This window comes from Aquirufa lenticrescens (assembly GCF_019916085.1).
Taxonomy (GTDB): Bacteria; Bacteroidota; Bacteroidia; order Cytophagales; family Spirosomataceae; genus Aquirufa; species Aquirufa lenticrescens.
In genome coordinates this window covers 186,462-212,500 of the sequence record NZ_CP049834.1, presented here as the reverse complement: position 1 = coordinate 212,500, position 26,039 = coordinate 186,462, and the positions used below count along the sequence as shown (strand labels likewise).

Sequence of the window (26,039 nt, the reverse complement as noted above, 5' to 3'; positions counted from 1 at the left end):
CGGAATCATATCGTGTAACATCCCTCTCCAACGTAATTCTTTAATGAAATTTGTCATAAATTATTCTTTTTTGCAAAAGTACTAAATATCCTTCTTTTTAAATAATAGGGACGAATCGCCATAACTAAGGAAGCGGTAATCATTTGCCAAAGCCGCGTCATACACCCGCTTCCAATCATCCCCAATCAAGGAGGCAATCAATACCAATAACGTAGATTTAGGCTGGTGGAAATTTGTAACGATGCCGTCACAGAAATGCAAGGTGTAGCCCGGCATGATTAATAATTCAGTTTCAGCCACCCAGTAATTTCTATTCTCCTCTTTTAAAAACTGTAATACGGCATCTAGTGCGACTTGAACAGATGGGATATGGGAGCGTTCTTCATAGGCAAATTCTTTAGGCAATACGAGTACACCGTTTTCAATAGGTCGTTTTTCGATTAACCAAACGCCACTCCAATACAAGCTTTCCAATGCCCGTAAAGAGGTTGTTCCTACCGGGATGAAAGGTCCAAGATGTGCTTTTAAGGTTTCAATTAAGGCAGGGGTGAAGACTATTTGCTCCCGGTGCATGGGGTGCTTGCTGACATCCTCTTCTTTAACAGGTAAGAAGGTGCCTGCGCCCACGTGCAAGGTGAGATAGGCTTTTTGTAAGTTGATTTGGTCTAAATCTGCTAATACCTCATCTGAAAAGTGTAAGCTGGCAGTAGGAGCCGCCACGGCACCTGGTTTTTCTGAAAACAAGGTTTGGTAACGTTCTGCATCAGAAACTTGCGCATCTCTCTCCATATAAGGAGGAAGAGGGATTTTACCGATTTCTTCCAAAACCTGGGCGAAACTTTTGTCCGTGTCCCAAGTGATCTTTATCTGATTTCTTTCGCGATCAATCCACGAGAAAACTAAATCCCCTTTATAAAGGACATCATCTTCTTTCCAGCGCTTCTTGTTTCCCACTAAACATTCCCAGCTGGTTTCGCCCTGGCTTTCCATAAGTTGTTCTGTAGGAATCGAATCTGAGAGAGGATGCAATAAGAAAAGCTCAATGGCCACGCCATTCTCTTTAAAGAGAGGTATGCGGGCTGGGATGACTTTGGTATTATTGAAAATTAATAAAGCATTCTCCGGAAGTTGATGTGCTAATTGCCGGAAAGCTTCGTGCTTGATTACACCATCTTGATAGACTAAAAGCTTCGAATCGTGGCGATTAGCTAAGGGGAATTGAGCAATTTTCGATTCAGGTAAGGGGTAATCAAAGGCCTGAATGGAAATATTCGGCATTTGAATGCTCATACCTCTTCCACAAATTTAGGGCTCGCGAATAAACGAACAGGCAAGTAGATCAACCAAACAAGCAAGAATACGATTCCTAGCATAGGAATGTAGCTATAATCACTTTGGTAGGTTCTTTCATCATTTAACATTAATAACGCTCTCATCACTAGGATTAAGTAGGTATTAATGATTGCTGGAAAGAAATGTAGCCAGTTTATAAAGGTATTTTTGATCGTTTCATTTCCTTTTTCTGCGAAAACAGGTAGGAAAGTGCCCCATTTTTCTGTAGGAATTTTATCAATTGCCTTGATTAATGACAAGGCTAATACGTTTAAAACCGTGATGATCCCGGCCACTAGATAGAATACTTCTTCTTTGGGTAAAAATCCATCTCCACGTCCCGTTTCTCCAAAATGCACTGCCGTAGGATCAGGAAGCCCTCGGTAAATAAATAACAAGGAGATTCCGAACGCCACCATGGACAAAATTCGCCAAACTCGAGATGCAAAATGGTCTATCGACATAGTTGATTAAAATGTCTGCAAAATTAGTTTTGAAAATCATACCGACCTAATCTTTATTTCTATTATTTTTGTAGATAACCCCAATAGAATGGCAATTTATACGAAGAATGGAGATGGTGGATTTACCCGCTTAGCGGATGGAAAGGGAGTGTCTAAATCCAACGTTCGGATGGACGCGATAGGGGATATCGATGAATTGAATTGCCACATTGGTGCGTTAGTTTGTCAAATAGAAGGGCCGCTGGCTGAAAAGTTGCAATCTATCCAATCGAGTTTATTCGTGTTGGGGGCTCACGTGGCAAGTGATTCCAAAGAATATTTAGGCAATATGAAACTCATTTCCTTACACGATATCGTAGCTATAGAGGAAATGATTGATGAAATTGATGGTAAAATAGCCCCGATGCGCTTCTTTATTTTACCAGGAGGACATCCCATTATTGCTGCAGCCCAAATTACCCGCACCGTTTGCCGTCGTGCTGAACGCAGTTTGATTCGTTGGGTGCAGGAAGAAGAAAAAGAAGATTATGCGACTGCGATCGCATATTTGAATAGATTATCCGATTACTTATTTATGATGTGCCGTTATTTGCACCATTCATTGGATATCCCTGAGATACCATGGAATTCCGGCAAGTAGAAACTAAAACTTATGCAAATTACCATTCAAAAAACGCCTACATCTCGCTTAAGCGAGGTTGATTTTGACAATTTGGCTTTTGGCCGCAGCTTTGCTGATCACATGCTCGTCGCAGAATATGCTGATGGAGCTTGGAAATCCGTCCAAATTCAACCTTACGGCCCTCTGTCTTATCAGCCAGCGATGATGTCGATCCATTATGGTCAGGCCATTTTTGAAGGAATGAAAGCATATCGTTCCAAGAAAGGCGAGGTATTAGTTTTTCGTCCAGAGGAGAATATGAAGCGTTTCAATAAGTCTGCGCTTCGTATGTGCATGCCAGAGGTGCCTGAAGAGATTTTCTTGGGGGGATTGAAGCAGTTGATTCAATTGGATAATGCGTGGGTTCCAGAAAAAGAGGGTTGCTCTTTGTATATCCGTCCATTTATGTTTGCGACAGACGAATACGTGGGGGTTTCTCCATCAACAACCTATAAGTTTATCATTTTCCTTTGCCCAGTAGGTTCGTATTATTCGAAGCCGTTGCGTGTTCGCGTGGAGACCGAATTTATCCGTGCTGCGAAAGGTGGGGTAGGTTTTGCGAAGAATGCCGGTAATTATGGTGGTTCCTTGTATCCTACGATTGAAGCGAATAAAGCAGGGTACGATCAGATCATTTGGACGGATGCGGCGACTCATCAATATGTGGAAGAAGCGGGAACAATGAATTTGATGTTTATCATCAATGGAGCTTTAGTAACGGCACCTACAGGAGACACGATCTTAGATGGTGTGACACGTAAGTCGGTTATTCAGATTGCCAAAGACTGGGGTGTGGAAGTTCAAGAGCGTCTTTTATCCGTGAAGGAATTAGTAGAAGGCATTAGCTCAGGAGCGGTGACAGAAGCTTTTGGTGCAGGAACGGCTGCGGTAATTGCACCTATTCAGACGATTGGTTTTGAGGGTAAAGATTACGAATTACCAGCGCGTAAAGAGACTGATTTTTCAGCTAAAGTATTTACCGAAATCAGCCAGATTCGTTTAGGTGAAATTGCTGATACGCGTGGCTGGATTTATAAAATTTAATGAGCGGCTTTAAAGCTGATTTTGATACCCGGATCTTTGGGAGTACTCACGTTCTCTAAAAGGATTCGGGTATTTTTGTCTTTCGTCCACAGAATCTGTTTGCCTTTAATTTCTGAAGGACCAAATTTGGCATCTAAATAAACCTTCCAATGATCCATTAAAGGTTGTACCTCTTCTCCTGACTCAACAAATATATCAAAGTCAATTTCTTGTAATTTATTCTGATCATTAGGAATGTAGGTAATATCACTGAAGTTCAAATCGGTATCATCGAAATAGAGTGTGTACGATTTGCCTTTCTCCGGTTGAGATTCCGCTAATTCTAGTGTATCCTTTAGACTTTCCATATCCTGTCCCCAAGCGGCATTACGAATCACTTGATTAGGACTTAGGCTTAGTTTTTGAACCCATTCCCCACTTTCATTCCAGGCAGACAAGACTGCTTCTTGTGGTGTACTCACTTCATTTTCACTTTTCTGCTCTTGATTGCAAGAGACGACAAAAAATAATAATGCGAATAAAGGAACGATTAGTTTATTTAACGGTTTCTTCATACAATTACGGGTAGAGCGAAGGTTTTTTATTTGTCAAAAATAAATGAATTTCGCCATTGATAATAAAAAATGTTATTTTTGGAAAAATTATGCATTAAAAGGCTTTGGCCTTAACGATATATAAGATTATTAGTGGTTAGGTATTTTTAAAATGAGCCGGTCTTTGATCGGCTTTTTTTTGGCTAAAACTCTCTGCCAATACTTACCACAAGGCCAGATCTGCCACTTCCTACTACTGGTACTCCTATTTTACAAACGAAATTATAGTAGGTAACAATATCGAAGCCTAGACCCATTCCATAGATCCAGCGATTGGAAAAACGACTAGCTGTTAATTCCGGGTAGGGCTGGTATACATAGGCAAAATCAAAGAATACCGTGGGGTAAAGAGCGACTGGCATTTGATTAAATTGCTTATAAGGGATAAACCGGATAGGAATGATTTTGTTGAATAATTGGTATTTAAAAGTGTTTTTAGAGAGTAAATAATTAGTCCCATCGATCACATTTAACTCATAGCCACGAACGTTATCATTCCCATAACCGAGTGCCTGTAAATTAGCATAGGGGATATTTTTGTTCTCTTGTGTTATTTTAGCCTTCCATTGTGTAGTGATAAAGAAATTGGATCCTAAATCGAAAAAATAGGCTATAGAAGCTCTCAAGTCCCAATAATTTAAGGCGTCCTGTGCCAAAATCCCCACATAGTTATACGCAAAATCCAGTTTTTTGCCGCGCAACGGGTAAGGGGCAAAATCTCTAAAATCGTAGGAGTAGGCGTAAGTTAGTTGTAAGAAGTTTTGTTCGTTCGATCCCTTATAGTAGTAATTGGGGTTTAACTGCCTTATGGTGTCTGCCACAACCGAATGGCTGTAGCGAATTTCCGCGAAATGGAAATCGTAAAACTTTACTCTTTTACGAAGGCTTAATGCACCGCTCCAGCGTTCCCTTAAAACCTTTTCGCCACTCAATATATTTAACGTATCATTGATGGTTCTAAAGGCTAGATTTTTATTTGTTGTGTAGGATAAAGAGGCTCCTAATCCAATCGTTTTTTTACGATCTAAATAGGGGTTTGAATAGCCTAGTTCAAGTCGTTGGGTAAAGCCTGTTTCTGCTTTGAAGCTTACCTTTTCATTCCTTCCCATAAAGTTATTATGGATGAAATGGGCTCCGTAAATCGTGCGTTCCATCGAGTGACCTCGGGACCACCAATCGTTTAAATTACGGTCAGCTAATTGAAATATAGGGTAACCTAATAAATACCACTGCTCAAGGAATTCGTAGGTGATAACGATGTGTTCGGGCTTATTTTGATGGTAATCACCTTTTACCCAGATAAACAAATTAGTATTAGTTAATTTTCGACGATTAAACTCGAGGCGTTTATCGAGTGTCGAAACTTGAATGGTGTCACCTAATGAAAAATCTAATTCCCTACTCAGGATATTGTCCCTAGTTTTTTCATTCCCTTTGAAAATAACACTGTCCACTATTACATACTGAGCTTGAGCTGCTTCTTGCATAAAAAAGCAGGCTAGTAGTAAGAGATATAGGCGGTAGTTTTTCACCTCGCAAGGTAAAAATTTTAATCCATTAGTTCATATACAATAGTCTCTGGATGAGCATACCAATGTTCAAAGTTCGCTTGGTACTTTTGCTCAATAGAGGGCCTTTTAATCTTCATTGTGGGAGTTAAACACTCATTCTCAATGGTCCAATCTTCATTTACGATGACCATTTTGCGTAAATGTTCATAATTTTTTAATGCAGGATTTACTTCATTGCGAAGTGCTTCAAAAGCTGTCTGAATTTCAGCCTGCTCCATCGATTTACCAAGAGCACTCAATACTATTAAAACAATGGGTTGTGGCAAATTAACTCCCACCACACAAACCTGTTCAATGTATTCGTGTGTATTTATTTTATTTTCTATGGGGGCGGGGGCTACATAGTGGCCTTTTGCGGTTTTGAAATTATCTTTTACACGTCCTATAATGGCGACAAATCCTTCAGCATCTAATTTACCTTGATCTCCTGTTTTTAACCAACCATCTTTTGTAAATAATTCTTGGGTTAATGCAGGCTCTTTAAAGTACCCGACACTATTGTAGGGCGCCCGCATTTGGATTTCTTGCGTTTCAGGATCGATGCGCGTTTCGCAGTCTGGATGTATTCGGCCTACAGAACCTAGTTTTATTTGGTTGCGGGGCATTACGGCATTCAGTCCCATATTCTCTGTCATTCCATAAGCTTCTTGGATAAAGATTCCCAGTTTTTGGAACCAAATCATCAGTTCAGCTGAGATAGGTGCAGCTCCGGTGACGGCTAAGGTGGTTTGGTCTAGTCCGAGTCCTTTTTGAATCTTTTTCTGAATCAGTTTATTGACAATAGGGATACTTAAAAGTAAACTTAGTTTCTTTTGGCCTCCTATTTTTTGTAAAATTCCTTCTTGGAATTTCGCCCAAATACGTGGCACAGCGAGGAAATGGGTAGGTCTAGCGCTAGCTAAATTTTTAGAGAAGGTATCTAGATTTTCAACAAAGTGAATCGTTCCACCAGCTGCCGTTGCCGCAAATTCCACAAAATTTCTTTCTGCAATGTGGCACAAGGGTAAGTAGGAGATGAACCGCGTATTAGGTTGGTCTAGTAAAGCGATTTCACGCGCCATATTTATCCCTGCCTCAATGCCACCATAGGTAATCATAACCCCTTTAGGCATTCCCGTTGTACCAGAGGTGTAGACAATTGTTGCGATGTCTTCTGGTTTTGGTTTCGGCAAAGACTTAATTTCCTCCGTATTTTTTAGGATATCACTCCATTGTGTTCCTGTTCTTTCCGAACTCTCCGGTGTATGAATTAATTGAATGTGCTCTGGAATTCCGTCTTTTATTTTCTCCCAATGATCTAATTTACCCACGATTAAAATTTGGCATTCCGAATGAACCAAAACCTGATGTAACTGATCTTTCGTTAATGTGGCATAAAAAGGAACAGATATTCCACCTGCCGCTGCAATGGCTAAGTCTGCCATCATCCAATGGGCTGAGTTTTTAGATAGAATACCTACATTTTTAGATCCCTCATTTAGGGTATTCTGAATGAATTGGGCTATTTTTTTTACCTCAGCGGCAGCCGCAGAATAAGAGTAGTCAATGTATTGGTATCCAATGGGTTGTCTTAAATAGAGGTGCTGAGGAGTATGCTGGGCCCAATGAAGGAAATTCTCCAAATTGCTTTGGTAATGGGAGATCATAAAGGAGGTTTAGAGGTAAATTAGGAAGGGAAAATAAAACTTATTTCCTTTAAATCATAGGATTCTACCGTGAATTCTTTTTCAATTTCTAATAAGCCCTGTTCATTTACGCCTATAATTTTACCTTCAAACTTTTCGTTTGCGGCCTCGTACAACGCCCATTGCGCACGTCTGAACAAGCGTTCGTGATAGATTTCGTCTATTTTTTTGAATTCCTCACGGGTGAAAAGATCATAGGACTCTTCAATGCCTTGTGAGATGTAGTTGTATATTTCTTCTAAAGGGATCTCTTGGCTAAGCTGAAGATAAGAACGAAGTGAGGTTCCTCTAATAGTGTCAAATTGTTTTTGATTGATGTTTAGTCCTATGCCAATAATAGCGAAACTCCATTGACCTGCTTGAAAATTATTTTCAATTAGGATGCCCCCCATTTTGATTCCATCAAGGTAGATGTCGTTCGGCCATTTTATTTCAAAGTTGAAATTTTCACCTTGGGTGGCCCTAGACCAAGCTTCCAATCCAGCTAAAATCCCATTTGCTATCGCCTTACTTAAATAAAATTGTTTTTCTACTAATTGATGCGGAGGTCGTAGCAAATAGGAGAGGGTTAGATTTTGATTAGGTTCTGCATTCCAGGTATTACCACGCTGGCCTCTTCCAGCTGTTTGATGACCCGCAATCCAGGCAAAGCCCTCTGGTAAATCGCCGTTTAAAGCCTCAGAAAAGGCTAAAGAATTAGTGGATGGACAAATGTCTAGATATTTACTGTTTTTGCCGACGAAGCGGGTAGGAGCGTGGTAATTGTTCAATTATTATTTGTAATTTTAGGGTTACAAGAACAAATTTAGATTTTTATTCGTTATTGGTTTCTTGTTACACAAATTAATACAGAAAAAACATTTATGAGTAAAACTCTTAAGAAAGCCGCTAAGCAAGTCGATGCGTCTGAGGAAATAGTGAGCTGGGTGGTAAAAGGCATGCAGGATAAAAAAGCGCAGGAAATAACCGTGCTAGATTTGCGCAAAGTTGATAATGCTTTCACAGATTTTTTTGTGATATGTTCGGGTACCTCTGATACTCAAATTGATGCAATCGCAGATTCAGTGGATAAGGAAGTGTGGGAGTCAGGTAAAATTCACGTACACGCAGTAGAGGGTAAGGCAAATCGGGAGTGGATTTTGATGGACTATTATGATGTCATCGTACACGTTTTTCTAAAAGAAAAGCGCTCTTTCTTTAAATTAGAGGAGTTATGGGGAGATGCTAAGTTTACTGTCATCCCGGATTAATATATTTTAGATTTATAGAACCTTTGCACCTAACAAGGTGTTTAATGCCCAACAATAAAATTCAAAATGGCGAAACAAGGGAACAATTTTAAAAATGCGAAGCGCTCTGGCTTACAACCAAGAATGCCTAAAAAACCAGCAGGGGGATTCCAAAGTTGGATGGTGGTGGGTTTAGTTATCGCCGTTATTAGTATGTTTTTCTTTTCGAAGGAAACGACTTTACAGCCGATAACCATCAAGCAGTTTGAGTCTATGTTGATTCAAAAAGAGGTGGAGAAGGTCGTGATTGTTAATGATAAAATAGTAGAGGTAAGCCTGAAGCCTACTTTTATTCCAAAGTATTTCAAGAAAAGTACGACGCAGAAATTAGTTCCTGCGGCTCAAGTTCCACACTTTGAATTTGAAATTAATTCGAAAGAAAGTTTCGAGCGTTTCCTGGAAGATCGCCAAAAAGCTTTCCCACGAAACGAACAAATAATGGCTTCTCCTGAGACGAGAACGGGTCCTTTGGATTGGTTAGGTACTTGGGGATTCTTTATTTTGATGGGCCTAAGTTTCTATTTCTTATTCTTTAGAATGGGTGGAGGAGCTGGCGGTGGTGGCCAAATTTTCAATATTGGTCGTTCTCGCGCTACATTGATCGAAGGCGAGTCTAAAGTAAAGATTACATTCAATGATGTAGCAGGTTTAGATGAAGCGAAAGAAGAAATTCAAGAGATTGTTGAGTTCTTAAAATTCCCTAAAAAGTTCACTGATTTAGGGGGTAAAATACCGAAGGGTGCCTTATTGGTAGGCCCTCCAGGTACAGGTAAAACCTTGCTAGCCAAAGCGGTGGCAGGGGAAGCTGGCGTTCCGTTTTTCTCTTTATCAGGTTCTGATTTTGTAGAAATGTTTGTGGGCGTAGGTGCAGCGCGTGTACGTGATTTGTTCAAGCAAGCAAAGGAAAAAGCACCTTGTATTATCTTTATTGATGAGATTGATGCAGTAGGTCGTTCGCGTGGTCGTGGCTCTATGCCAGGTGGTAATGATGAACGTGAAAATACCTTGAACTCTCTATTAGTAGAGATGGATGGTTTTGCGACAGATTCAGGAATCATCATAATGGCGGCTACAAACCGTCCGGATGTATTGGATCCAGCGTTATTGCGTCCAGGTCGTTTTGATCGTCAAATCTCGATTGATAAACCCGATATCATCGGTCGTGAAGCTATTTTCAAGGTGCACTTAAAGCCATTGAAATTAGCGGCTGATACAGACCCTAAAGAATTAGCGGCTCAAACTCCAGGTTTTGCCGGTGCTGAGATTGCTAATGTATGTAATGAAGCAGCCTTGATCGCCGCACGTCGTTCGAAGACTGCAGTAGATATGAATGACTTCCAAGAAGCGATGGATCGTGTGATTGGTGGTTTAGAGAAGAAAAACAAGTTGATCTCTCCAGAAGAGAAGAAAATAGTTGCGTTCCACGAAGCAGGGCATGCGATTGCAGGCTGGTTCTTAGAGCATGCAAACCCATTAGTGAAAGTGTCGATTGTCCCTCGTGGGGTGGCAGCATTAGGTTACGCACAATATTTGCCTAAAGAGCAATTCTTGTACCGTACGGAGCAATTGATGGATGAGATGTGTGTGACTTTAGGTGGCCGTGCGGCAGAGGAGATTGTCTTTGGCAAAATCTCAACGGGAGCACAAAACGACTTAGAGCGTATCACGAAATTAGCCTACTCGATGGTGACCATTTATGGTATGAACGATAAACTAGGGAACATCTCGTATTACGACTCCAAAGGTTCAGAATACCAATTCAATAAACCGTATTCAGAAACGACAGCGCGTGAAATTGATGAGGAGGTTCGTAAAATCATTAAGGAGGCGTATGATCGCACGAAGAAATTGTTGAAATCGAAGCAAGATAAATTGACGATTTTAGCCGAGCAATTATTGCAAAAAGAAGTGTTGTTTCAAAGTGATTTAGAGGCGCTAGTAGGTCCTCGTCCATTCGAGCAATTAACCTCTTACCAAGAGTTTATCAAGGGTGAGACCGAGAAAAAACGCAAGGTGGCTAAAGATGAGCGAGACTTAGCAGAAGAGAAAAAGAATGCGCCTAAGAAAGCTCCTGTAGCTAAAAAGGCGGAGGTGGTAGCGAAAGCGCCAGCTAAAAAGCCTGTCGCTAAAAAGGCGCCAGCTAAAAAGCCGGCAGCTGCTAAAGACGTGGCGGCTAAGCCTCGAGCAAGAAAGCCGAAATCAACAGGTACTGATAGTTAATTAATTGGGGCGCCTAACAATCGCCCCATTTTTTTGATATGATTCACATTAATCTGACATCCGGGAAAAAAGTGTATTTCGCATCTGATTTTCATTTGGGTTTTCCCGATGAAAAGACATCCCGAGAGCGAGAGAAAGCCTTGGTTTCTTGGTTAGATCAGGTTGAGTCAGATGCCCAAGATTTATTTCTGATGGGTGATTTATTCGATTTTTGGTTTGAATACAAAACGGCAGTCCCTCGTGGTTTTGTGCGTTTTTTGGGCAAATTATCTGCACTAGCTGATCAAGGTATTAAAATTCATATTTTTGTGGGAAATCATGATTTGTGGATGTGGGATTATCTAGAACGCGAGTTAGGTGCTAAGATTTACAGAGAGCCGAGTGATTTGAAAATCAGCACAACTAACAAAGCCTTTCAATTACACATCGGTCACGGTGATGGTTTAGGGCCTGGTGATACAGGATATAAGGTTTTAAAGAAGTTATTTACAAACCGATTAGCGCAATGGTTGTTTGGGTTCTTGCATCCTAATGTAGGCATAAGTTTGGCGAATTTTTGGTCATCAACTCGTAAGGAAAGCACGATGACAAAAGGCGAGCAAGCCTTTGATCCGGAGACCGATTATATTTTATCCTATGTGAGCGAAACGGCTGCGTCGAAGCCAGTTGTTGAGGCATTCGTTTTTGGCCATCGACATCATCCTATTGCATATTCGCTACCATCTGGGGCGACTTATTACAACCTGGGGGATTGGTTTAATCCTCACTTTAAAAATGCTTATTATCTCCAAATTGATGAAAATAAAATCAACTTTATTCATTTTAACGCTTCTAGCGTTTAATACGTTAGCACAACAATCGACGGAACAATGGCGTCCTGCCATCCACTTTACTCCCAAGAAAAATTGGACAAATGACCCCAATGGTTTAATCTTCATTAACGGGAATTACCACCTCTTTTATCAGCATAATCCTAAAGGAAACGAATGGGGAAACATGAGTTGGGGGCATGCGAAAAGCAAAGACTTGTTGCATTGGGAGGAATTGCCGGTTGCGATTCCCCATGGTAAAGAATATATCTTCTCAGGATGTGTGGTATATGATAAGGATCATGTATCAGGCTTAGGGGATCCGAATAAGCCATTATTAATTGCTATTTACACGGCTGATTACCCTAATACGCTACAAGAACAGCATTTGGCCTTTTCGAATGACGAAGGTTTGACATGGACGAAATATGCCCAAAATCCGGTTTTAAGCATTAATCTAAAAGATTTTAGAGATCCGAATATTATTTACCACGAACCATCGAAGCAATTTGTGATGACGGTCGTCAAGCCTTGGGAATATACGGCTCAGTTTTATGGTTCTACGGATTTGATTCATTGGAAATTGTTGAGTGAATTTGGGCCACAGGGTGATGTGGATATGATTTGGGAATGTCCATCTTTGTTAGAATTGCCGGTAGAAAATTCAAAAGAAACCAAGTGGGTCTTAGCTTTATCAAGCCAAGGGCCTTACAAGAAAACAGTGGGGATGCAGTATTTTGTGGGAAATTTTGATGGAAAGACCTTTACGAATGATGCCCCGAAAGAGAGGGTAAATTATGTTGACTATGGTCGTGATTTTTATGCGGCTATTCCTTTTTACAATACAGTTAACAAAGAGGCTTTTTGGTTAGGTTGGATGTTGAGTTGGTCTTATGGTAAGGAACAACCTACTTTTCCTTGGAAAGGTCAGATGTCCTTAGCGAGAACACTTTCATTAGAACAGACTTCGCAAGGTTTAAAATTAAAACAAGTATTGAAGCCTGATTTGACGAAACAAAAACCGAGCTATGAAGCGAAAAATTTGGTTCTCAAAGGCAGCAAAACCTTATCGGGAATGAAATTTCTTCAGGGCAAAACCTATGTCATTGAGCTGAAAGTAGATGCCACGAATGCAAAACAATGGGGTGTTGAACTAGGTGATGAGGCCAAGGAGAATCCAGAATTAACACGCATTGGTTTCGATGAGAAAAGCCAAGATTGGTTTATAGATCGCCGATTGAGTGGTGTAGTGCCAGCCCCTGGCTTTGATATGATTCAGTCTGCCCCTTTTATCCCAGGTGAAGACAAAGTGATGCAATTAGTGGTAGATCGCTCGACGGTAGAATTATTAGCTCAGGATGGCGTAGTGGCCATCAGCTCTTTACGTTTTCCAAAGAAAAAAGAATCGGTTCGTTTAGTTTCATTGGGAGGGGAGCTCAGGATAAAGGAATTGCGTATTTGGGAGGTTAAATAGGGATTTTTTACTATCTTCGAGTGCTAAAATTTTAACCAAAAAACCAATGTCGCAATTTCATACACGCTTAGAGGTCATGACTGAATTGGCCAAAAATATGGACTCCTATGTGAAGGATTATTTAGTCCCGATCGAGACCAATTGGCAGCCAGCAGACATGTTACCTGATTCCACGAAGGATTCTTTCTTTGCTGATGTGAAAGCTTTGCAAGAGGCGGCGAATGAATTGCCTTACGATTATTGGGCTGTATTAGTGGGGGATACGATTACAGAGGAAGCTTTGCCTACGTATGAATCTTGGTTATTAGCAATGGATACGGTTAATCAGGTAGACCAAAACGATGGTTGGACTCGTTGGATTCGCAATTGGACCGCAGAGGAAAACCGCCATGGAAACCTTTTAGGAACCTACCTGTATTTATCGGGTAAGGTTGATATGAAAGCAGTGGCTGTTTCCACACAATACTTAATTGCCGATGGATTCGACATCGGAACATCGGCTGACCCGTATCGCAATTTCGTTTATACTTCGTTTCAAGAATTAGCAACTAATATTTCACATCGTCGCACAGCTTCTTTAGCCAAGCAACACGGTAACTCTCTTTTATCTCGTATGTGTGCTCAAATTGCCGCAGATGAGTTACGTCACCACAAGGCATACCGTGCTTTCGTTTCGGAAATCTTTACATTAGATCCGAATGAAATGATGCTTGCCTTTGCAGATATGATGAAAAAGAAGATTGTAATGCCTGCTCATTTCTTGCGGGAGATCAATGGTGCGAAGAGCTCTTTATTCGAACATTTCTCTGATGCGGCACAACGTTTAGGCGTGTATACGACAAACGATTATGTGACGATTATGAAGGGTTTAATCAGCGACTGGAATATTGAAAACATGACAGGTCTGAATGAATCAGCAGAGAAAGCACGTGATTACGTAGCCAATTTGCCAGCCCGTTTAGAAAAATTAGCGGATCGAGTTAAGGTGCCAGAATTAGCGTATCCTTTCTCCTGGATTGCCTAATCAATTATGTCTAAGAAATTATCGATGGATGAGCTGAATAGGCTCGATGTATCCTCTTATAAAAGCACGGAAAAGTTTCCTTATGTCATCGTTCTAGATGACATAAGGAGCATGAACAACATTGGTTCGGCCTTCCGTACAGGCGACGCCTTTAAATGTGCCGCCATTCATTTATGTGGAATCACGGCACAACCTCCGCATAGGGAGATTTCTAAAACAGCTTTAGGGGCGGATGAATCAGTGGACTGGGTCTATTTTGAAGAAAGCGTTTCCAGTCGCAAAGCCTTGCGCGCAGAGGGTTACCAAATTGTTTGTGTAGAACAAGTTCAAGGTTCCATTTCTTTAGAAAAATTCGAGCCAGTAAAGGGAGCTAAGTATGCTTTTGTATTCGGGAATGAGGTTTTTGGAGTAAATGATGAATGGATTCAAGAAGCCGATTTTAGTTTAGAAATACCTCAGTTTGGCACGAAACATTCGTTGAATGTGTCGGTGAGTATGGGAGTCGTCATCTGGGATTTTGTGTCCAAAATCATCGCCTAATATCATTCATCCTTTTTATTTTGCGTTCATCCTTTTACCAGGATTCGAACGCAATTTTTGTTTAAATTCGTCTAGTTAATTCTACTCTATGATATTATCAATTCAGAATGTGGTGAAGCGTTACGCTGATCACACAGCTTTAGCCGGAGTGAGTTTGGAGATTCCGAAGGGTCAAATCTTTGGACTTTTAGGCCCTAATGGCGCCGGTAAAACCTCCCTTATTCGAATCATAAATCAAATCACTGCACCGGATGAGGGGCAAGTGTTGTTTGATGGGGAGCTTTTGCAGCCTAAACATGTGGAACAAATTGGTTATTTGCCGGAAGAGCGCGGATTGTATAAGAAAATGAAGGTAGGTGATCAACTCATGTATTTAGCGCAATTAAAAGGCCTTTCTAAGGCTGAGGCGCAAAGCAGATTGAAAGATTGGTTCATTCGATTAGACATAAAGGATTGGTGGTATAAGCCAGTAGATGATTTGTCCAAAGGCATGCAGCAAAAGACTCAGTTTATTGCGACAGTCGTGCATGAGCCTAAATTATTAATTCTTGATGAGCCATTTTCGGGTTTTGATCCGATTAATGCAAACATGTTGAAGGACGAGATTTTGGCCTTAAAAGAGCGCGGAACAACCATTTTATTCTCTACGCATCGCATGGAATCTGTGGAGGAATTATGTGATAGTATTGCGCTGATTAATCATTCTCAAGTCGTTTTAACGGGCGAAAAAGAGGAGGTCAGGAACCGCTTTAAGCAGCACGCATTCGAGGTGAGTTTTTCAGGAGAATTAGAGGAATCAAAGGCCTATGATATTATATCCATTACACCTGAAAAGAATAAGGCCGTTATTAAGTTAACAGAGCCTAATCAAACAAATAAAGCTATTGCAGCTTTGATCAAGCAGGTCGATTTGTTTGAATTCAAAGAGGTGATTCCCTCGTTTAATGACATATTTATTCAAGTAGTAGCCGAAACGAAATAAGCGATGAACAAGATATTATTAGTGATTCAGCGGGAGTATTTGACCCGCATTCAAAAGAAATCATTTTGGATAGCCTCTTTGCTGGGCCCTATCCTAATTACGGCGATTTATGCGGTACCTATTTGGTTAGCTACCCAGGATAAAGAGGTAAAGCGTATCGAAATTTTGGATGAGAGTGGTTTGTTTCAGACTACGGACTTAATGGATAAAGAAGTGGAATTTAAGCTCGTAAACAAACCCGTTTCTGACTTGAAAGGTTCTTTTTCCAAAGAAGGTTATACCGCATTTGTTCATTTACCTAAGGATTTGTTGACCCATTCAAAAGACATCAAAATCTATTCAGAGAAGAATTTAAGTCTTCCGTTGAAATCTTCGATCGAGCGGGTTATCGAGAAGAAAGTACGCGCTATTTTAATGAAGGACGCAGGTATAGCCTCAGAGGTGTATGAAAAGACCCAAATCGAAGTAAGCAGTGAGACTATAACTGTTTCAGAGAAGGGGGATGAGACAAGTTCTTCTTCGGGTGGTGCGATGATCCTAGCCGGTGTGATGGGAATGTTGCTTTACATCACCTTGTTATTGTATGGATCACAGGTGATGAATGGGGTAATTGAAGAGAAAAGTAGCCGTATTATCGAGGTGATAATCTCCTCCATTAAGCCCTATCAGTTGATGTTGGGCAAGATTTTAGGCGTTGGAATGGTGGGTTTGACACAGTTTTTATTGTGGATTGTATTGACAATAGGACTATCTCAAGTGGCCTCTACTTTCTATGCTGCTAGTCCTGTGAAACAGAAGGTGGAGCAAATTAAAAAAGTGGACCCTGAAGTGGCGAAGAAAATGGATGATGCTTCCCCTATGGCAGAGGTAACGAAAGTGATTGAAAGCACGAATATTCCACTAGTCGTAGGTGGATTTTTATTCTATTTCTTGTTCGGTTACTTGCTATATAGCTCCCTGTTTGCTGCCATTGGTAGTGCGGTGGAAAGCACGGCTGAAGCCCAGCAATTTACTTTTATTGTGATGCTTCCGATTATTTTAGCTTTCATTATGGCGCAATTTACGATGCAGGATCCGGATAGTACCATGGCTTTTTGGGCTTCGATGATCCCTTTTACATCACCTATTAATATGATGGTGCGCTTGCCTTATGGCGTTCCTATGTGGGAATTAGCCACTTCTATGACTTTGTTAGTAGTAGGTTTCTTAGGATGTAGCTGGGTTTCTGCGCGTATCTACCGCGTAGGCATCTTGATGTATGGAAAGAAAATTACGGTCAAAGAGATGGCTAAATGGCTCTTTTATAAAGGGTAATTAAGCAGTTAGCCAAATATCTAATTCTTCTGGTTTGAACCCAGCAAAACATCTGTTATTCAAGACGAAAATCGGTCGCTTGATGGCAGATGTTTTTTCTTGTAGAAAGGTAAATACATCCAATTTAGCCTTCTCTTGGTCGCTTAATTGACGGTAGGTGCTTCCTTGCTTGTTTAATACCGTTTCTTCGCCTAATTGCTCGATGAAATAGCGTAATTGAGCTGCTTCGATACCACTTTTCTTATAATTATGGAAGGTAAAGGGAATCCCTTTTTCGTTTAAATAGTCAAACGCTTTTTTCATCGTATTGCAAGCAGGAATTCCGTAAATAGTAAGCATCTTATTGATTTTGGTGGTATTTTTGTGGACTAGGACAAATTTAATACAAAACATCGTATGGAGTATAGAATTGAAAAAGATACTATGGGTAAGGTGCAAGTGCCTGCTCACGTTTATTGGGGTGCTCAAACGCAACGTTCGATTGAGAATTTCCCGATTGCTCAGGATATTAATAAAATGCCCAAAGAGATCATTAGAGCCTTTGCTTATCTAAAGAAAGCAGCGGCGATCACGAACTTTGAGGCAGGCGTCTTAGAGGAGGCGAAAAAGAACCTAATTGGTCAAGTGTGTGATGAAATCTTGGAAGGTCAATGGGCAGACCAGTTCCCTTTAGTGGTTTGGCAAACAGGTTCTGGTACTCAATCTAATATGAATTGTAATGAGGTAATTGCTTACCGCGCACACGTCCTACAGGGAGGAAATTTGCTAGATGAGCAGAAATTCGTACACCCAAATGACGATGTAAATAAGTCTCAATCGTCGAACGATACGTTCCCTACGGCGATGCACATCGCTGCATATCAATCTTTAGTGGAAGTAACGATTCCAGGTATTACGAAATTGAGAGATACTTTAGCTGCGAAAGCTAAAGCCTTCAAAAACGTGGTCAAAATCGGTCGTACGCACTTTATGGATGCGACTCCTTTGACTTTAGGCCAAGAATTTTCAGGTTACGTTTCACAATTAGATCACGGTTTACGTGCGATTAATAATAGTCTTGCACACCTTTCTGAACTTGCTTTAGGCGGTACTGCGGTAGGAACGGGTATTAATACACCCAAAGGCTATTCAGAGAATGTTGCTAAGCATATCGCTTCTTTGACTGGATTACCATTTATTACAGCTGAAAACAAGTTTGAAGCATTAGCAGCACACGATGCGATTGTAGAGGCTCACGGAGCTTTAAAGACGGTTGCAGTGAGTTTGATGAAGATAGGTAACGACGTTCGAATGCTTTCATCTGGGCCTCGTTCGGGTATCGGTGAGATTTATATTCCTGATAACGAGCCTGGTTCTTCTATTATGCCAGGTAAGGTGAATCCTACGCAATGCGAGGCTATGACAATGGTCGCGGCGCAGGTGATGGGGAATGATGTAGCGATCGGAATAGGTGGTTCAAATGGCCATTTCGAGCTAAACGTATTCAAACCAGTGATGATATACAACTTCTTACATTCAGCTCGTTTAATTGGAGATGTGTGCGTAGCATTTAATGATAAATGTGCGGTAGGTATTGAACCACTTCACGATAACATTAAGAAGCACGTGAATAACTCCTTGATGTTAGTGACTGCTTTAAATACGAAGATCGGATACTACAAAGCAGCAGAGATTGCGCAGACTGCTCATAAAAATGGCTCTACGTTAAAGGAAACGGCGATTTCTTTGGGTTATTTAACAGCCGAAGAATTCGATGCGTGGGTAAAGCCTGAGAATATGGTAGGCGAGATCAATCTATAAGGAGATAAAAAATACGCGATTCTCGTCGCGAATGCACAAAAAAGGCTCATACGTAATGTATGAGCCTTTTTTGTATGGAATTACTTGATCTTTAAGCCATTTCTCTTAATTCTAGACTATAAAACTCGTTAGGGAAGGGAAAACTGGCTGCGATTTCTTCGGCCACCTCTAAGCTTGGTAAAATTAGTGTAACGATCTGAGAAATTTCTCCTCCATCAATTTGTTGGATCAGTCGACTGTCTAATTTTCCGCTCTGATTTAACGCTTGTAATTCACCTGAAAATTTCTGGAAAAGCATGTCCGAATAAGTCGATTTTAAGCCCTTTAACCAAGTGCGAATTTGGTCTAATTCTGCCTCCGATGCTAAGCTAGATTCGCTGGAAATTCCGGCTACCGGACCTCGAATGATGAACACAAATCGCTTCATTATAAATTGTATTATTTTTATATTTTAGAATTCAGACTGAAATTTATCGAAAGGATTTTCTTTCGGTATTTTGGGTGCTGGATTCGATTTTTCTTTTGGTGCAGGCTTCACTTTAGGTAGGAAAGGGGAGAGCCATTCGTCTAATTGACGTAGCGCATCCTTCTCTAATTGGTAGTAAATGAATACCCCATTTCTACGGGTGCTGACTAACCCCGCATCTTTTAATACCGATAAATGCCTGGAGATAGTAGGGGCGGCGTACTCAAATTGATCAAATATAGCCGTAGCAGGAAGTTCTCCTTCCTTTAATAGTTCGATGATTTTCCTTCTGGACTCATCCCCTAAAGCCTTTGCTATGTTCTCTACAGCCATGCTATTATTTGATATTTAGCTAAGTTAATATATTGATTTTAAATCTCCAAATCAGTTTATTGATAGCCTATTTAGCGCGCGCACTAATTAATTAGCTATATGAGCAATTAATAATTAGCAATAATGTTAAGTATACAATTATTATATAGCAAAATTGCTAAGTATTAAGAGTTTTGAGAATAGACACTAAATGGTGAATGGTAAATGGTGAATGGTGAAATGACACACCCCTCCGGACTCGTTCCCTCCGGACTGTTTACTGTTGACTGACTACTAGTTACTGGTTACTGGATACTGATTACTGCGTTACATACACCCTCTTAACTCGCTCACTGATATTTGTCATCAGTTCGTAAGGGATGGTTTCAGCTTGTTTGGCTAATTCGTATAATTGTATTTTTCCGCCAAAGGCTATGGCGGTATCTTCGACAGAAATGTCGGGAAATTGACTGATGTCTACCATACACATATCCATGCAAATAGAACCTACGGTTGGGCATAGATGGCCCTTTATTTCGAAGCTTCCCTTTCCCATTCCGAGAGCTCTAGAATAACCATCTGCATAGCCGATAGCTAGGGTAGCAATTCGACCAGGACCGGCTAATTTACCACGTCTTCCGTATCCAATTGTCTCATCTGGAGCGATGTTTTTGATCTGTGATATAGACGTTTTTAGGGTTAAAACGTTTTCGATCTTATTTTTTACGTTCGGATTACCGGTAATTCCATATAAACTGATGCCCAAACGGACCATATCTAGTCGGGCTGAAGGGAAACTTTGGATAGCTGCAGAGTTTGCGATGTGCTTGATGGTTTGATATCCGATACTTGTTTCTATTTCAGCTGCAGCGGCATTAAAAGATTTTATCTGTTGCTCAGTGAAATCAGCGTGTTGTGGGCTATCTGCTGCGGCTAAATGGCTTAAGATGCTGGCTACCCATAAATGAGGCATTTGAGCTAAATTTTCGCCTAATTCAGCGATTTCTGTTGCTTCAAAGCCAAGGCGTTTCATACCTGTATCTAACTTGATATGGATTTTGATGTTTTTACCCTGTTGAGTTCCATATTCGTCTATGGCTTTGAGTAATTCTAGGCTATAGATTTCCGGTTCTAATCCATTTTCGGTTAGCTTATCGAATTCTTCGATTTGGGGATTCATGACCATGATGGGAACATAAATTCCGTGTTTACGCAAGTAAACTCCTTCGTCAGTGTAGGCTACAGTTAGGTAGTCCACTCCACTATTTTGGAGTAATGTAGCTATTTCAATTGCGCCAGTGCCATAGGCAAAGGCTTTAACCATGACCATTAATTTAGTTTCTGGTCCTATATCCTTTTTAAAGTAGGCTAGATTATGCTGTAAAGCATCAAGGTTCACCTCTAATTGCGTTCTGTGGGTCTTATTTTCTAAGTTGTGAACGAGCTTCTCAAAGTTATACTTTCTAGCCCCTTTTAATAAAATTTGACTTGTATTGATCGTATTTAGGAATCCTGAAGAAATGAGGTCTTCGGTGCTTTGAAATACATCTATTTGGTCGAAAATAGCCTTATTTCGGATGATTTGATCACCTATGCCGATCATTCGATCAATTTTTTGGTGACGAACTAGGGCCGCAATGGTGGTGTATAATTCTTTCTCTGGGATGCCTGTTTCGAGGAAATCACTAAGGATTAAGACACTTTTTTTGTGTTTGTTTTTCTTTAAGAGAGGTAAGGCGAGGCGAAGCCCATCCAGGTCATTGTTATAGGAATCATCGATTAAGGTATTCCCGCGCAAGCCTTCTTTCATTTCTAAGCGCATCGATACGGGTTTTAATGCCCTAGCTTTTAGACTTAGTGTTTCTCGATTAATGCCTAAAATGGAGGCCATTATAAGGCAATGGGTGCTGTTCTCGAGCGATGCTTCATCGTTAAATTCGATGGAGCTATCGATGAAGGTTTCGCTTTGCGCTGCTTTGATAACTTTGATTTGCGCTGTTTTACCTTTTGTTTGCCAAAAAGTGAACAAGCCTTTATCTGGGCTAATCGTATTCCATCCAATTAATTCACAAGAAGGATTAATTTCCTGCATTATTTGCTTGATGGGATCATCTTGCAGATTAGTGACGCGATAGACGAGTTTTTTCGCTCTTTTAAAGAGTTGTAGTTTTTCTCTAAGCTTCTCTTCATCAGAGCTGAAATTAGAGCCGTGTGCCTCGCCAAAATGCGTGAAAATGCCATAGTCTGGTTTCAGCATGGCTTCGATTTTATCCATTTCCCCTTTTTGGGAAATACCAGCCTCGAAAATGCCCAAATTGTGTTTTTCTTGCATCGCCCAGAGGGAGAGTGGAACACCAATTTGGGAATTAAAACTCTTAGGACTTTTAACTACAGTAAACGCATTATTGCAAAGTGTTGCAAGCCATTCTTTACAGATGGTTTTACCATTCGAGCCGGTGATGCCGATAACAGGATATTGAAATTGTTCCCGGTGTTGTTGGGCGATCGATTGTAAGGTGGCAATGCTGTTTTCAACAACATAAATATTGGTTTGCTCCCATTGGGAAGCCTTTTCAGCGATAGGGCCATGCCAAGCTGATTCTTCAACAATAAATTCGCGTACGCCTTTATTGTATAATGATTCCACATATTGATGACCATCGTGGTTTAGCCCGTTTACCGCAAAGAAAGCGGTTTTAGTAGGCTCATAAATTTGGCGACTATCTAAACTTAAGAAGCTGGCACGAAGATGGGCAGGATTTTTATGCTGAATCATACATCTAAAATACAAAAAGGCGAGGAATGTTTCCTCGCCTTCTGCAATTTTATCTGAAATTCCGGTATTTTCTAAGCTTCTAATGCAGCTACACCTGGTAATGTTTTACCTTCCATATATTCTAATAAAGCACCTCCACCAGTCGAAACGTAGCTAACGCGATCTCCGTAACCTGCGTTATTGACTGCTGAAGCTGAATCGCCACCTCCAATAAGTGAGAACGCTCCGTTTTCTTCTGTTGCTTTCACGACAGCATCCGCAATGGCGTTAGTTCCGATTGCGAAGTTTGAGAATTCAAATACGCCCATTGGGCCGTTCCAAAGGATTGTTTTTGATTTCGCGATTGTTTCCTGGAATAAAGCAATCGACTTAGGTCCGATGTCTAAACCTTCCCAACCATCAGGAATCTCACCGCGTTCTACCGTTTGACGGTTTGCGTTGTTATTGAAATCATCTGCACAAACGTTGTCTAAAGGCATAATTAAGTTCACACCTTTCGCTTTCGCTTTTTCGATCAATTGTTTCGCTAATTCTACTTTATCTGGCTCACAGATCGATTTACCGATCTTTCCACCTTCAGCTAGAGAAAACGTATAAGTCATTCCTCCACCGATAATCAAGTTATCTACTTTGTCCAACAGACGTTCGATGATCAAGATTTTATCCGAGATTTTCGATCCACCCATGATCGCCGTAAACGGACGTTCCGAGTATTCAAGGATCTTTTGTGCGTTATCTAATTCCGCCTGCATGACGTATCCACTCACTTTATCAGTGAAGAATTGTCCGATGACAGCGGTAGAAGCGTGTGCACGGTGAGCCGTTCCAAATGCGTCATTTACCCAAACATTACCTAAACGAGCTAGTTTTTGCGCAAAATCAACATCTCCTTTTTCTTCTTCTTTGTAAAAACGAAGGTTTTCTAGAAGCAAGATTTCACCTGATTGTAAACCGTTCGCTAATTCAACAGCCTCATCTGAGATACAATCAGAGGCAAACTTTACTTTCACGCCAAAAACCAATGACAAAGGCGTCACTAGGTGTTTCAACGAATATTTTTCGGTAGGACCATCCTTCGGACGACCTAGGTGAGACATTAACACAACCGATCCACCGTCTTTCAAAATCTTTTGAATCGTAGGAATTGTCGCCTTGATTCGGGTATCATCTGTAATTTCGAAACGCTCATTCAATGGAACGTTGAAATCAACACGTACTAGCGCTTTTTTACCAGCAAAATTGAAATTAGCAACAGTTTGCATATTTTTGTTTTGATTTATGAATAAAAAGATATTCCCCTAAAAAGGTAGACAAAGATAAACAATAATGCCGAATGATCGAAAAAATGAGATAGAATTGTCTGCAACCTATTATTGGGATCATTTTAGCTATATTCTACGCTATATCGACCGGCATTATTTGCCCCTTTTAAAGGAAAAGGAAATAGTATTTTTAAAGGATTTTTCTGATCTCACATTTGCAGCGCAATGCCTTTATTTGCGGTTAGCATCGCGTCGTTCGGTTTGTTTTCGGATCGAGAAATTAAACTATCCTGAAATAGGGGAATTAGCGACTCCTCTGCGAGTTTTGCGCACATCTGGTTTTCTCTCCGATGTTTCGGATGGAGTAGAATCGATATTTACTAAGCAGGAATGTGTTGCTTTGGCCAAAAAACAAGGCATCAAAATCCCCGCTTCAGCCTCAAAAGAAGAGGCTGCGGCACTCGTTTCATCGGCTGATTTAATAGTAGCGTTTTCTTCTGGCGTGGTAGCTCCTGCGAGAGTGGAGGTGTTTGCATTCATTCAGTTTTTGATTTTTGGGACACGATCTCGTGATCTAACTGACTTCGTGGTGCGTGATTTAGGGTACCGTGCCTTCGTGGAAGTGCAAGAGGAGGATTTAAAGCCCTATTTTCAGACCAGGGAAGAGGCAGAACAAAAATGGGCTATTTCGATGTGGAGAGAATGGTTTTATACGACCACCGTTAGTGCTGACGAGATATTAGCTTCCTGGCGAGTGCATATGTTGCCTTTGGCTTCTTCTTTGTTAGAGCCATCTATTAGGGCATTTGAAAAGACCTGTTATGCTTTAGGTCGTTTGTTAGAGCGTGAAAAAGCCTATTTAGAGGCTTTGGAAGTATATGAGGTTTCCTTAACAGGTGCCTCGCTAGAGCGTCGAGTTCGTGTTTTGCAGAAAATGGGGGAGTTAGACGAAGCCATTGCATGGGCTCGGGTGGGATTAGAAGTGTGTGTTTCGCCTACGGAGATTCATTTTTTTGAAGACTTTTTGGCCAAACAAGCCTCTAAAAAATCCATCAAGCAAGTGACTGCCTCGCTAAAGCAGGCTGAATTAATTGAAATTTCACCGGAATACATCGGTCAAGTAGAAGCAGGAGTGGTGGCCCATTTTCAAGCGGAGGGCTATTATGCAGCTTTTACCGAGAACCAGATTTGGCGTAATTTCCTCGGTCTTTTCGCCTGGGATTTGATTTTTGCAGATCGTAAAGAAGGCTTTCATCATCCTTTTCAATGGGCTCCGAGTCATTATGGAAAGGAGAGTTTTGCGGGGGAATTGCCTTTGCATTTATTAGAAGATCGTTCTACGCTTCTTTCACTTTTGCGCTCTCGTGCTGAGGCAAATCAAGGCGCCATGAATCCTTTGGTTGATTGGTATTCTCTCGATTTTGAACTGATGGAGCGGTTTTTGCAAGTGATGCCTCCAGATGGGTTAGCAGCAATATCTCAATACTTATGGGAACATTTAGGTACACATGTCAAGGGCTTCCCTGATTTATTTATCCAAAAAGGCGATGAATTTGCCTTTGTCGAAGTGAAGTCTCCGAATGATCATTTATCCGCTATTCAGCATTTTTGGCACGATTTTATGAGAAGGAATGGGGTGAAGGTGAGGTTGGTACGTTTAAAGTATAAAGCTTAAAGTAGGGATGGTGAATGGTGGAATCGCCTGGGCGATGGTTTTTAAAGCATAGAGCATAAAGAATAAAGATGGAATCGCCTGCGGCGATGAGTATAGTGGTGCGGCCTCCGGCCTCATTTACTGATTACTGACTAGTGTCTACTGACTAAGCGACACAGTTGCGACTAAGCCTCAGGCGACTAGGCAGCGAAGCTGCGACTTTTTTAACAGAATTTATTTGGGCTCCGCCCAAATAAATTCTGTTAAAAACTTGACATCCTTTCAAAAATACAATACGTTTATAACGAATCTAAAACGTTCTTTTTTCTGTCAGCTTTGCTAAGATTCCCAAAGCGTGTTTCACCATTAAATTTTAAGCTTATGAAAGTGCAAGTTCACGCGATCCACTTTACTGCGGACCGCAAATTGGTAGAAAGCATTCAAGAAAAGTTAAACAAGTTAGATACCTTTTATGACCGAATAACCGGAGGTGAGGTGTTCCTGAAAGTGGCGACAAGTCTAGGAAAGGTAAAGGAGAAAATGTTAGAAATTAAGATCACGGTCCCCGGGGCAGTGTTATTTGTCAAAGAAACAGCGAAATCATTTGAAGAGGCATTGGACTTAGCGTTGAATGCCATCGCAGAACAGATTAAGCGATTTAAATCGAAAAACAATTCCGTAAAGGCGCTTCGAGCAGAAGATTTAGAGAGCGAGGAATTTTAAAAAAAAATGCAATAAAAAAGGCGACCGAAGGTCGCCTTTTTTCA

The 26,039-nt window shown here is 40.8% G+C and carries 25 protein-coding genes (1 of these 25 only partly in view); 13 read left to right on the top strand and 12 right to left on the bottom strand.

The genetic code is table 11. The annotated features are described in order from the left end of the window. The 3 genes in view from tyrS to G9X62_RS00960 are tightly spaced (at most 24 nt apart) and all read right to left on the bottom strand, a layout consistent with a single transcriptional unit that may run on beyond the window. Window positions 1–57 carry the start of a tyrosine--tRNA ligase gene (tyrS, locus tag G9X62_RS00970; protein WP_223130972.1) on the bottom strand. Its footprint begins 1,236 nt before the window's first position, so only the first 57 of its 1,293 coding nucleotides appear in the window; its start codon is at window positions 55–57; the stop codon falls past the left edge of the window. A gap of 24 nt (window positions 58–81) precedes the next feature. After that, window positions 82–1,290, bottom strand: coding sequence for an S-adenosylmethionine:tRNA ribosyltransferase-isomerase (locus G9X62_RS00965; RefSeq protein WP_261345525.1), 1,209 nt, complete (start codon window positions 1,288–1,290; stop codon window positions 82–84). After that, complete coding sequence (locus tag G9X62_RS00960; RefSeq protein ID WP_223130971.1) at window positions 1,287–1,796, bottom strand: SdpI family protein; 510 nt, start codon at window positions 1,794–1,796, stop codon at window positions 1,287–1,289. The genes G9X62_RS00965 and G9X62_RS00960 overlap by 4 nt, the downstream gene beginning before the upstream one ends. Before the next feature lie 88 nt (window positions 1,797–1,884). Between G9X62_RS00960 and G9X62_RS00955 the strand changes: the two genes are divergently transcribed. Together G9X62_RS00955 and G9X62_RS00950 are read left to right on the top strand one after the other, a co-directional pair. Then, a complete protein-coding gene (locus tag G9X62_RS00955) occupies window positions 1,885–2,436 on the top strand; it encodes a cob(I)yrinic acid a,c-diamide adenosyltransferase (protein ID WP_223130970.1) in 552 nt (183 codons plus the stop codon). A gap of 12 nt (window positions 2,437–2,448) precedes the next feature. Continuing rightward, window positions 2,449–3,501, top strand: coding sequence for a branched-chain amino acid aminotransferase (locus tag G9X62_RS00950; RefSeq protein WP_223130969.1), 1,053 nt, complete (start codon window positions 2,449–2,451; stop codon window positions 3,499–3,501). On the opposite strand, the gene G9X62_RS00945 is transcribed toward G9X62_RS00950, so the two are convergent. The 4 genes from G9X62_RS00945 to G9X62_RS00930 form a co-directional block, all read right to left on the bottom strand. Further along, the gene (locus G9X62_RS00945; RefSeq protein ID WP_223130968.1) at window positions 3,498–4,055 is read right to left on the bottom strand and encodes a hypothetical protein; all 558 of its coding nucleotides are present in this window, start codon (window positions 4,053–4,055) and stop codon (window positions 3,498–3,500) included. The genes G9X62_RS00950 and G9X62_RS00945 overlap by 4 nt on opposite strands. 182 nt (window positions 4,056–4,237) lie before the next feature. Next, window positions 4,238–5,581, bottom strand: coding sequence for a BamA/TamA family outer membrane protein (locus G9X62_RS00940; RefSeq protein WP_223130967.1), 1,344 nt, complete (start codon window positions 5,579–5,581; stop codon window positions 4,238–4,240). 62 nt (window positions 5,582–5,643) lie between these two features. Further along, a complete protein-coding gene (locus G9X62_RS00935) occupies window positions 5,644–7,311 on the bottom strand; it encodes an AMP-binding protein (protein ID WP_223130966.1) in 1,668 nt (555 codons plus the stop codon). 20 nt (window positions 7,312–7,331) lie between these two features. Beyond that, window positions 7,332–8,120 (bottom strand): biotin--[acetyl-CoA-carboxylase] ligase, encoded by a 789-nt coding sequence (locus G9X62_RS00930; protein WP_223130965.1) that lies wholly within the window; start codon window positions 8,118–8,120, stop codon window positions 7,332–7,334. 93 nt (window positions 8,121–8,213) lie between these two features. Between G9X62_RS00930 and rsfS the strand changes: the two genes are divergently transcribed. The 8 genes from rsfS (at window position 8,214) to G9X62_RS00890 (ending at window position 17,002) form a co-directional block, all read left to right on the top strand. Then, complete coding sequence (gene rsfS, locus G9X62_RS00925; RefSeq protein WP_130896969.1) at window positions 8,214–8,600, top strand: ribosome silencing factor; 387 nt, start codon at window positions 8,214–8,216, stop codon at window positions 8,598–8,600. Between the two features lie 66 nt (window positions 8,601–8,666). Beyond that, on the top strand, window positions 8,667–10,859 hold the full coding sequence (ftsH, locus tag G9X62_RS00920; RefSeq protein ID WP_223130964.1) for an ATP-dependent zinc metalloprotease FtsH: 2,193 nt from the start codon (window positions 8,667–8,669) through the stop codon (window positions 10,857–10,859). A gap of 38 nt (window positions 10,860–10,897) precedes the next feature. Continuing rightward, window positions 10,898–11,701 (top strand): UDP-2,3-diacylglucosamine diphosphatase, encoded by an 804-nt coding sequence (locus G9X62_RS00915; protein ID WP_223130963.1) that lies wholly within the window; start codon window positions 10,898–10,900, stop codon window positions 11,699–11,701. Continuing rightward, window positions 11,655–13,142 (top strand): glycoside hydrolase family 32 protein, encoded by a 1,488-nt coding sequence (locus G9X62_RS00910; protein WP_223130962.1) that lies wholly within the window; start codon window positions 11,655–11,657, stop codon window positions 13,140–13,142. Before G9X62_RS00915 ends, G9X62_RS00910 begins: the two co-directional genes overlap by 47 nt. 46 nt (window positions 13,143–13,188) lie before the next feature. Beyond that, entirely contained in the window at window positions 13,189–14,166 is a 978-nt protein-coding gene (locus G9X62_RS00905) for an acyl-ACP desaturase (RefSeq protein WP_261345524.1), read from the top strand. A 6-nt stretch (window positions 14,167–14,172) separates the two neighbouring features. Beyond that, window positions 14,173–14,706: a TrmH family RNA methyltransferase gene (locus tag G9X62_RS00900; protein WP_261345523.1), complete on the top strand. Its 534-nt coding sequence runs from the start codon at window positions 14,173–14,175 to the stop codon at window positions 14,704–14,706. Between the two features lie 88 nt (window positions 14,707–14,794). After that, on the top strand, window positions 14,795–15,688 hold the full coding sequence (locus G9X62_RS00895) for an ABC transporter ATP-binding protein (RefSeq protein ID WP_223130961.1): 894 nt from the start codon (window positions 14,795–14,797) through the stop codon (window positions 15,686–15,688). A 3-nt stretch (window positions 15,689–15,691) separates the two neighbouring features. Then, window positions 15,692–17,002, top strand: a complete 1,311-nt coding sequence (locus G9X62_RS00890; protein ID WP_223130960.1) for an ABC transporter permease — start codon at window positions 15,692–15,694, stop codon at window positions 17,000–17,002. Here the strand turns inward: G9X62_RS00890 and G9X62_RS00885 are convergent, their stop codons facing one another. Further along, window positions 17,003–17,341 (bottom strand): Spx/MgsR family RNA polymerase-binding regulatory protein, encoded by a 339-nt coding sequence (locus tag G9X62_RS00885; protein ID WP_223130959.1) that lies wholly within the window; start codon window positions 17,339–17,341, stop codon window positions 17,003–17,005. It lies immediately after the preceding gene. A gap of 57 nt (window positions 17,342–17,398) precedes the next feature. Between G9X62_RS00885 and fumC the strand changes: the two genes are divergently transcribed. Continuing rightward, window positions 17,399–18,802 carry a class II fumarate hydratase gene (gene fumC, locus G9X62_RS00880; protein WP_223130958.1) on the top strand — a complete coding sequence of 468 codons (1,404 nt, stop codon included), beginning with the start codon at window positions 17,399–17,401 and terminating at the stop codon, window positions 18,800–18,802. A 91-nt stretch (window positions 18,803–18,893) separates the two neighbouring features. Here the strand turns inward: fumC and G9X62_RS00875 are convergent, their stop codons facing one another. The 4 genes from G9X62_RS00875 to G9X62_RS00860 all read right to left on the bottom strand — a co-directional run bounded on the left by G9X62_RS00875 (window position 18,894) and on the right by G9X62_RS00860 (window position 23,618). Then, window positions 18,894–19,229, bottom strand: coding sequence for a hypothetical protein (locus G9X62_RS00875; RefSeq protein WP_223130957.1), 336 nt, complete (start codon window positions 19,227–19,229; stop codon window positions 18,894–18,896). A 24-nt stretch (window positions 19,230–19,253) separates the two neighbouring features. Further along, a complete protein-coding gene (locus G9X62_RS00870) occupies window positions 19,254–19,601 on the bottom strand; it encodes an ArsR/SmtB family transcription factor (protein WP_223130956.1) in 348 nt (115 codons plus the stop codon). 298 nt (window positions 19,602–19,899) lie between these two features. Beyond that, on the bottom strand, window positions 19,900–22,356 hold the full coding sequence (locus tag G9X62_RS00865; RefSeq protein ID WP_223130955.1) for a bifunctional UDP-N-acetylmuramoyl-tripeptide:D-alanyl-D-alanine ligase/alanine racemase: 2,457 nt from the start codon (window positions 22,354–22,356) through the stop codon (window positions 19,900–19,902). 71 nt (window positions 22,357–22,427) lie between these two features. Further along, entirely contained in the window at window positions 22,428–23,618 is a 1,191-nt protein-coding gene (locus tag G9X62_RS00860) for a phosphoglycerate kinase (protein WP_223130954.1), read from the bottom strand. 64 nt (window positions 23,619–23,682) lie between these two features. Here G9X62_RS00860 and G9X62_RS00855 point away from each other — a divergent pair, with 64 nt between their 5' ends. Next, complete coding sequence (locus G9X62_RS00855) at window positions 23,683–25,293, top strand: VRR-NUC domain-containing protein (RefSeq protein ID WP_390654226.1); 1,611 nt, start codon at window positions 23,683–23,685, stop codon at window positions 25,291–25,293. Between the two features lie 360 nt (window positions 25,294–25,653). After that, window positions 25,654–25,995: an HPF/RaiA family ribosome-associated protein gene (locus G9X62_RS00850; protein WP_223130952.1), complete on the top strand. Its 342-nt coding sequence runs from the start codon at window positions 25,654–25,656 to the stop codon at window positions 25,993–25,995. Window positions 25,996–26,039 lie beyond the last annotated feature (44 nt).